This window comes from Accumulibacter sp., from assembly GCF_016789985.1.
In the GTDB taxonomy this organism is placed as follows: Bacteria; Pseudomonadota; Gammaproteobacteria; order Burkholderiales; family Rhodocyclaceae; genus Accumulibacter.
Map to the genome: position 1 here is coordinate 1 of NZ_JAEUOL010000253.1, position 7,353 is coordinate 7,353.

General features: G+C 61.6%; 7 protein-coding genes. 2 read left to right on the plus strand and 5 right to left on the minus strand.

The genetic code is table 11. From position 1 onward, the window contains the following. The 3 genes from JNK99_RS14625 to JNK99_RS14635 all read right to left on the minus strand — a co-directional run. Positions 1–952 (minus strand): TRAP transporter large permease subunit (locus JNK99_RS14625; protein WP_291854328.1); only part of this gene is annotated, 952 nt, incomplete at its 3' end. Next, positions 949–1,653 (minus strand): TRAP transporter small permease, encoded by a 705-nt coding sequence (locus JNK99_RS14630; RefSeq protein ID WP_291854330.1) that lies wholly within the window; start codon positions 1,651–1,653, stop codon positions 949–951. The genes JNK99_RS14625 and JNK99_RS14630, both read right to left, overlap by 4 nt. 81 nt (positions 1,654–1,734) lie before the next feature. Next, positions 1,735–2,748 (minus strand): TRAP transporter substrate-binding protein, encoded by a 1,014-nt coding sequence (locus tag JNK99_RS14635; RefSeq protein WP_291854332.1) that lies wholly within the window; start codon positions 2,746–2,748, stop codon positions 1,735–1,737. 180 nt (positions 2,749–2,928) lie between these two features. Between JNK99_RS14635 and JNK99_RS14640 the strand changes: the two genes are divergently transcribed. Both JNK99_RS14640 and JNK99_RS14645 read left to right on the plus strand, forming a co-directional pair. Then, positions 2,929–4,932 carry an ATP-binding protein gene (locus tag JNK99_RS14640; protein WP_291854334.1) on the plus strand — a complete coding sequence of 668 codons (2,004 nt, stop codon included), beginning with the start codon at positions 2,929–2,931 and terminating at the stop codon, positions 4,930–4,932. Further along, positions 4,929–5,528: a response regulator gene (locus tag JNK99_RS14645; RefSeq protein WP_291854336.1), complete on the plus strand. Its 600-nt coding sequence runs from the start codon at positions 4,929–4,931 to the stop codon at positions 5,526–5,528. The genes JNK99_RS14640 and JNK99_RS14645 overlap by 4 nt, the downstream gene beginning before the upstream one ends. A gap of 90 nt (positions 5,529–5,618) precedes the next feature. Here the strand turns inward: JNK99_RS14645 and scpB are convergent, their stop codons facing one another. Both scpB and JNK99_RS14655 read right to left on the minus strand, forming a co-directional pair. Then, on the minus strand, positions 5,619–6,398 hold the full coding sequence (gene scpB, locus JNK99_RS14650) for a methylmalonyl-CoA decarboxylase (protein WP_291854338.1): 780 nt from the start codon (positions 6,396–6,398) through the stop codon (positions 5,619–5,621). Positions 6,399–6,473: 75 nt separating this feature from the next. Continuing rightward, a partial coding sequence (locus tag JNK99_RS14655) for a KUP/HAK/KT family potassium transporter (RefSeq protein ID WP_291854340.1) occupies positions 6,474–7,353 on the minus strand: 880 nt, incomplete at its 5' end.

A 7,353-nucleotide genomic window follows, 5' to 3' on the forward strand; every position in this document is an offset into this window, starting at 1 on the left:
CCAGCAGGAAGGCGATCATCCCCAGGCCATGCCCCAGCATCCAGTCAGCCAGGGCTTGCGGGATGTTCTCGTTGGTCATGATGAAGGAGAAGAGCACGGCGTTGGTGATGATGTACAGAAGCATGGCCGACATGTTCGCCGAGTTCAGCAGCACCCGCGCCACGTCCTTCATCGACAGATCCTTGTACACGAAGACGGCGACGAAGAAAGCATAGACCGCACTCATCGCAGCCGCTTCGGTCGGCGTGAACATGCCGCTGTAGATGCCGCCCATGACCACCACGATGAGCAGCAGACCCCACACCGACTCGCGGAACGCCTTCCAGCGCTCGCCGAACGTCGCCTTCTTCATGCGCGGGTAATCGAATTTCTTCGCCCGGAACCAGGTCACGCCGCCGAGCACCATGGCCAGACCGATTCCCGGAATCACGCCGGCCATGAACAGCGCCCCGACCGAGGTGTTGGTCGCCACCGAATACATGACCATGACGATCGATGGCGGAATCAGGATGCCGAGCGCTCCCGAGGTGGTGATGACGCCCGCCCCGAACTTGTTCGGGAAACCGGCCTTGACCATTGCCGGCATGAGAATCGAGCCGATCGCCACCACGGTTGCCGGCGACGAGCCCGACACCGCGGCAAACAGCGCACAGGCGAGCACCCCGGCCAGGCCAAGGCCACCGTACCAGTGCCCGACCATGCTGGTGGCGAACTTGATCATGCGTCGCGCCACCCCGCCGTGAGTGAGAAAGTTGCCGGCGAGGATGAAGAACGGAATGGCCATGATCTCGAACTTCTCGATACCGGTGAACAGCTTGAGGGCAACCGATTCGAGCGGCACCTGGGTGAACATGAACAGGAAGCTGAGAACGGTCAGACCGAGCGAGATCGAGATCGGCATGCCGGTCAGCATGAGGACCAGCAGAATGATGAAGATGATCGAGGCGTTCATGATTGTTTACCTCCGTTGCCCGACTGATCTTCCGGGTGGCGCTTCTTGTAGGTCAGGTCGTGCGGGTGCAGGTTGTCCTCCATCTGGAAGGCATCGACCTCTTCGGCAATCGTCGTCTCGTCGATGCCATCGACGTGACCGTGATCGTGATGCGGCAACTCGCCGGTCCTGATGAAACTCACCGCCACTTGCAGGAAACGGAAGCACATCAGGCTCGAACCAAGCGGAATCGCGCTATAGACGATCCAGGTCGGCCACTCCAGATCGGGCGTCGTCGGCCCCTCCGGGATGTCCACCAGGTCCCAGCCGAACGCGGTGTACAAGGCATAGTGAAAGCCGTTTTCCCACACGAAATGCGCGCCAAGCGTACCGACGATACCGGTGAACAAGGCGCCGGCAAGCAAACCGAAAACGACGAACTTGGCACGCGTGCGGCCGGTCATCCGGTTGATCAGCACGTCGACCCCGACGTGGATACCGGTGCGCACACCATAGGCGGCGCCGAACTTGGCCATCCAGACGAACATGATGATGCACAGTTCCTGCGCCCAGCCAAAGTTAAGCGACAACAACCAGTCCTGCAAGCCGGGAATCTCTACTCCCGACAGGTAGCGATGCACGACGGACGCGAAGATGATTGTCGTCGCTGCCGCCATGAGGAAGGTGATCAGCCATTCCTCGAGGTGATCAAGTAGTTTCATGTGGAGAACTCCCCCATCTGCCTGAAAAAAAGCCCGTCAGGCGTGGCATCCCAACGGGCTGTCTTCTCTGCTCCCGAACGCTCAGGGGTTGGCCGGATCGAATCCGGTTTCCTTATACACCGACTGCAGGAGTTCCTTGCCGATGCGCGATTCCATCTTGAGGTGCACCGGCGCCAGTGCCTTCTTGAACGCCTGCCGCTCTTCCGGGGTCAAGGCATAGACCTGCGTCTTGCCGGTCTTCTTGACCGCTTCCAGATCCTTGTCGTTCTGCTCCTTGGCGATCTTGTTGGCGTAAGCGGTCGATTCCTTCATGGCCGCATCGAGCTGACCGCGCACATCGGCCGGCAGTCCTTCCCAGAATTTCTTGTTGGCGATCACCGCGTAGCCCAGGTAGCCGTGCTCGGTCAGTGCGAGATGCTTCTGCACCTCGAACATCTTCTGGGTATAAAGGTTGGAAATCGGATTCTCGGTGCCATCGACCACACCGGTCTGCAGCGCCTGATAGACTTCGGAGAAGGCCATCACCTGCGGTAGGGCGCTCAGGGCGCGGATCTCCTCTTCCAACACCTTCGACGACTGGATGCGCAGTTTCTTGCCCTTCAGGTCAGCCGGCATCTTGATCGGCGTATTGGCCGAAAACGACTTGAAGCCATTGTCCCAGAAGGCAAGACCGGTCACCCCCTTGGGCTCCAGCTTCTTGAGCAGGCTCTGCCCGATCGGACCCTGCGTCACCTTGTGCAGCTCGGTGTAGTTGTCGAAAATGTAGGGCAGATCGAAGAGTTCGAATTCCTTGACGCCGAGCGGTCCAAACTTGGCCAGCGATGGAGCGAGCATCTGCACGGCACCGAGCTGCAGAGCCTCCATCTCTTCCTTGTCCTTGTACAGCGTCGAGTTGGCGTACACCTCGACCTTCACCTTGCCCTTGGTCAGTTCGCCGGCCCGCTTGGCGAAGAACTCGGCGGCCAGGCCCTTGGGCGTGTCATGTGCCACGACGTGGCTGAACTTGATGACGATCGGCTGCTGCGCGACGGCCACCAGGGGCAGCAGTGCAAAAACGCCGGCGACCAGGCCAGAAAGCAGGGTGGGAAGCTTCATCGTTTGTCTCCTCCATGGAGTAGTTGGTTCGAAATCGGGCAGTGCCCGGAGTGCCGATGCCACTATCACAAAAAAAAACGCGAGCGCATATTGTGGAAATCCGCAATGCTGGCCGGGCGGCAATCCCGCGCCGGTGCAGCGGCACCCGTCGGCACGGGAAGTTCGGTAAGATGCAGCGCCATGAAAGAGGCAGCGATCCCCTACCCCTACGAGCGTCGACGAAGCGGCCGCCGGCCTGTTCCACTGCGTTGGTCGAACTGGTATCTGTCCATCCTCAAGCTGGCGGTCGGCCTGCTGCTCGTGCTGCTGGTCACCCTCCTCTGGTTGCTGCACCGCAACGAGATCGACGAACAGCGTTCGACGCTGATCGCCGATGTCCTCTGGCTGGAACAAAGCGTCCGCTTCCACCTGGATGGCAACTCCGAGCAATTGCAGCAACTGGCACTCGATCTGACACGGGCGAGAAACCAGGCCGAGCTGTTCGACTTGCGCGCCCGCCACATCCTCAAGAACAACCCGGAGCTGCGCCAGTTATTGTGGCTGGACGCCGCCGCGAGAACACTGCATGGCATGCCGACACAGGCCCTGCCGCGGCCGGATGACGATGCGCGCGGCGAGCAGCCACTCGGCCGCTCGATCGAGCTCGCCCGCCTCGGCAAACCGATCTACAGCGATGCCTACCGCACGGCCGAGGCAACGCAGTTCGAAGTCTATGTACCGATCTTCGACGATGGCCACTACCGTGGCACCCTGCTCGGTGTCTATTCGCTGAATGGCCTGCTCAAGCAACAGGTCCCCTGGTGGTTCGCCGAGAAGTACCAGGTACGCGTGGTCGACGGCAACGGTGCCCTGCTGGCCAGCAAGTCCAAGGTCGACGCGTCGCCGACCACCCTCAGCTACCCGGTCGCTTTCGACCCACCCGGTTACGGCATGGTACTGCACGTCACCGCCTATCGCGGCGCCGACAATCTGGCGCAGACGCTGATCGCGACACTGATCATCGTGCTCGCCGCAGCAGTTTTCTGGAGCCTGTGGGCAGTGCGCGGCTCGATTCAGAGGCGGCTCTCGGCCGAGCAGGCGCTCCGCTCGGAGTACGCTTTCCGCAAGGCGATGGAAGACTCGCTGATGGTCGGCATGCGGGCGCGCGATCTCGACGGACGCGTCACCTATGCCAACCCGGCCTTCCTGCAGATGGTCGGTTTCACCGCCGAGGAACTGATCGGCAGGGAACCGCCGATGCCCTACTGGGCACCGGAAGAAATGGAGCGGACCCTGCAGTTGCACAACAACGTGCTGCAGGGCAATGCGCCGCACGAGGGCTTCGAGATCCGCTTGATGCACAAGAACGGCAGTCGTTTCGACGCACTGATCTACGAAGCGCCGTTGATCGACGCCGATGGCCGACAGACCGGCTGGATGGGGTCGATCATCGATGTCACGGGGCGCAAGCACGCCGAAGAACTCGCCCGCCAGCAGCAGGAAAAGCTTCAGGTCACTGCCCGCCTGGTCACCATGGGCGAAATGGCCTCCACCCTGGCGCATGAACTCAACCAGCCGCTGGCGGCGATCACCAGTTACAACGCCGGCTGCCTGAACAAGCTCGAATCCGGTGATTTCAATCCCGGCCAGCTCAAGGAAACGCTCGGCAAGCTGGCGCTCCAGGCGCAGCGTGCCGGCCACATCATCCGCCGGGTGCATGACTTCGTGCGCAAGAGCGAGCCCAAGCTCGCCCCCTGCGATCTCGCCGAAGTGATCGATGACAGCATCGGTTTCATCGAAGCCGCTGCCCGGCGGCGGGGTGTGCGCATCGTGCGCGAAATCCAGGGAATGCGTCCCGAACTGCCGGCCGACCAGGTGATGCTCGAACAGGTCCTGCTCAACCTGATGCGCAACGGCATCGAGGCGATGAGCGACTTGCCGGCCGACCAGAAGCGATTGACCATAAAGCTCGGACAGGTGGACACGCAGATGGAGATCAGGGTGATCGACTGCGGGCCGGGAATCGCGCCGGACCTCGTCGAGAAACTGTTCACACCCCTGTTCTCGACCAAGGCCGACGGCATGGGCATGGGACTGAACATCTGTCGTTCGATCATCGAATTTCACCACGGCCGCCTGTGGGTCGAGAACAACCCGGACGGCGGCTCGATCTTCGTCATCACCCTGCCGATCGACCGCCAATGACCCAGCACGCCTACCTTGTCGACGATGACGAAGCGATCCGCGACTCTCTGACCTGGCTACTCGAATCGCGCGGCGTCGCCTGCGCCAGCTACCCTTCGGCCGAAGATTTCCTGGCCGCCTGGGACTCCTCGCTGGCTGGCTGCATCGTGCTCGACATCCGCATGGACGGGATGAGCGGACCCGAGTTGTTCGAGCTGCTGTGCGAGCGCGGCTGCAAGCTGCCGGTGATCTTCCTGACCGGTCACGGGGATGTACCGATGGCCGTGTCGGCGCTCAAGAAAGGGGCCTTCGATTTCGTCGAAAAGCCCTGCAACGACAACGAGCTCGTGAACCGGGTCATCGAAGCCTTGAAACTGGACGCCAACCAGCGCGTCGCGGCATCCGACAGCGATTCGGTGAACAGCCTGATCGCCCGCCTCACCACCCGCGAGCGGCAGGTCATGGAACTGGTGCTGTCCGGCAAACTGAACAAACTGATCGCCGACGAACTGCAGATCAGCATGCGCACGGTCGAAGTGCATCGGGCCAATCTGCTCGAAAAAATGGGCGTCCGGACGGCGGTCGAACTGGCGCAACTGCTGGCCGGCAAACGCTGAGCGTCACGGTGCAGCACCTGACTCTCGCCACACGACGCCGGAGACTGCCGACCTGCCGTCCGCGCTCTCCGGTGACCTGAACGCGGTGCCTCAGCGGCCGAGGAAGCGAGGTTTGCGCTTCTCGCTGAACGCGGTGATTCCCTCGTGGTAGTCGTGGCTATCGTAAACCACCCGTCGCAGTCCCTGGATGCGTTCGAACAGATCCGGGGTGATCGATCGCGCGCTGGACAGCAAGCGCAGTTCCTCCTTCATCACCGAGATGCTCAATGGTGAATTGGCGACCATCTGCGCCGCCAGTGCGTAGACGAAAGTCTCGATCTGATCGGCTGGTCTGACGTAATTGACCACGCCGAGATTGAGTGCCTGCGCAACGGGAATCGGCTGCGCCGTAAACAGCATCTCCTTGGCAACCGGCAACGGAATCATGTTCAACACCGTCAGCAGGCCACCGAGATTGTAGGGGACACCGAGTTTCGCCGGGGTGATGGCGAAGGTCGCTTCGGGTGTCGCCACGAGGATGTCACAGGCCATCGCCAGCTCGCAGGCGCCACCCCAGACGCCACCCTCGATGAGGGCCAGCACCGGCGCCGGGTATTCCTGTATGGCCCTGATCAGGACGCGCAGCGGATCGCTCCAGCCAAGTGGATCACGCCCGCCAGTCGGCAGTTCACCGACATCGTGACCGGCCGACCAGACCTTGGCGCCGGCCGGCGCACGCAAAACGACGGCGCGCATGGACTGCTCGCGGAAAGCATCGAGCGCGAGGGTGATTTCCCCGATCAGCGCTTCGCTGAGTGCGTTGCGCCGCGCCGTATGGTTCATCACGATCGTGCCGATCGCGTCCTGGGTTTCGGTGATGATCAGAGCCAAGCGCCTCTCCTTGGGGTGTCGGGAAACGACCGGCAGCGACACACTGATCAACCGCTTGCCGCTGCTGCTCGGTAACTACGAGAGTTCGACCTGTGCGCCGAGTTCGACCACGCGATTGGGCGGGATCTTGAAGAAGGCGGTCGCGGTATCGGCGTTGCGAAACATCCAGGTAAACAGGACCTGTCGCCAGTACGCCATGCGCGCACGCCCCGAAATCGGCATCGTCACGACGGTCTCGCGCCCCAGGAAGAATGAAGTCTCCATCATTTCGAAGGGTAATCCCAAGCTGCCGCACTGTTCCATCACACGCGGCACATCGGGGTCGTCCTTGAAACCGTAACGCACGAATACCCGATAAAAGCCGGCCGGCAGGGCTTCGACGCGCAAGGAATCGTCTGGCGCGACATGCGGTACGTCTTCGGTCACCACATTGAGCAGCACGACCCGCTCGTGCAAAACCTTGTTATGGTAAAGGTTGTGCAGGAGCGCACGAGGTACCCCATGCGGCTCGGCGGTCATGAAAACGCCGGTGCCATCGACCCGCTGTGGCCCGCCGGTGGCCAGGCCGGCGATGAACGCCTCAAGCGGAATCGCGTCTTTCTGCAGCTTTTCGTAGAGCAGCTTGCGACCATGCCGCCAGGTCGAAAGGAGTGCAAACACCGTGCAGCCCAGGGCCAGCGGGAACCAGCCGCCATCGAGGATCTTGGTGACGTTGGAAGAGAAGAAAGCGAAGTCGACCACCACGAAGAAAACCAGAAAGATCGCCGAATAGGCCCAGCTCCACTTCCATAACGCACGCACGACGACGAAGGCAAGAATGGTGTCGATCATCATCGTCAGCGTCACCGCGATGCCGTAGGCCGAAGCCAGATTGGACGACGAGCGGAAGCCGAGGACGACGATGATCACCGTCAGCAACAGCAGCCAGTTGATGTTCGGCACGTAGATCTGTCCT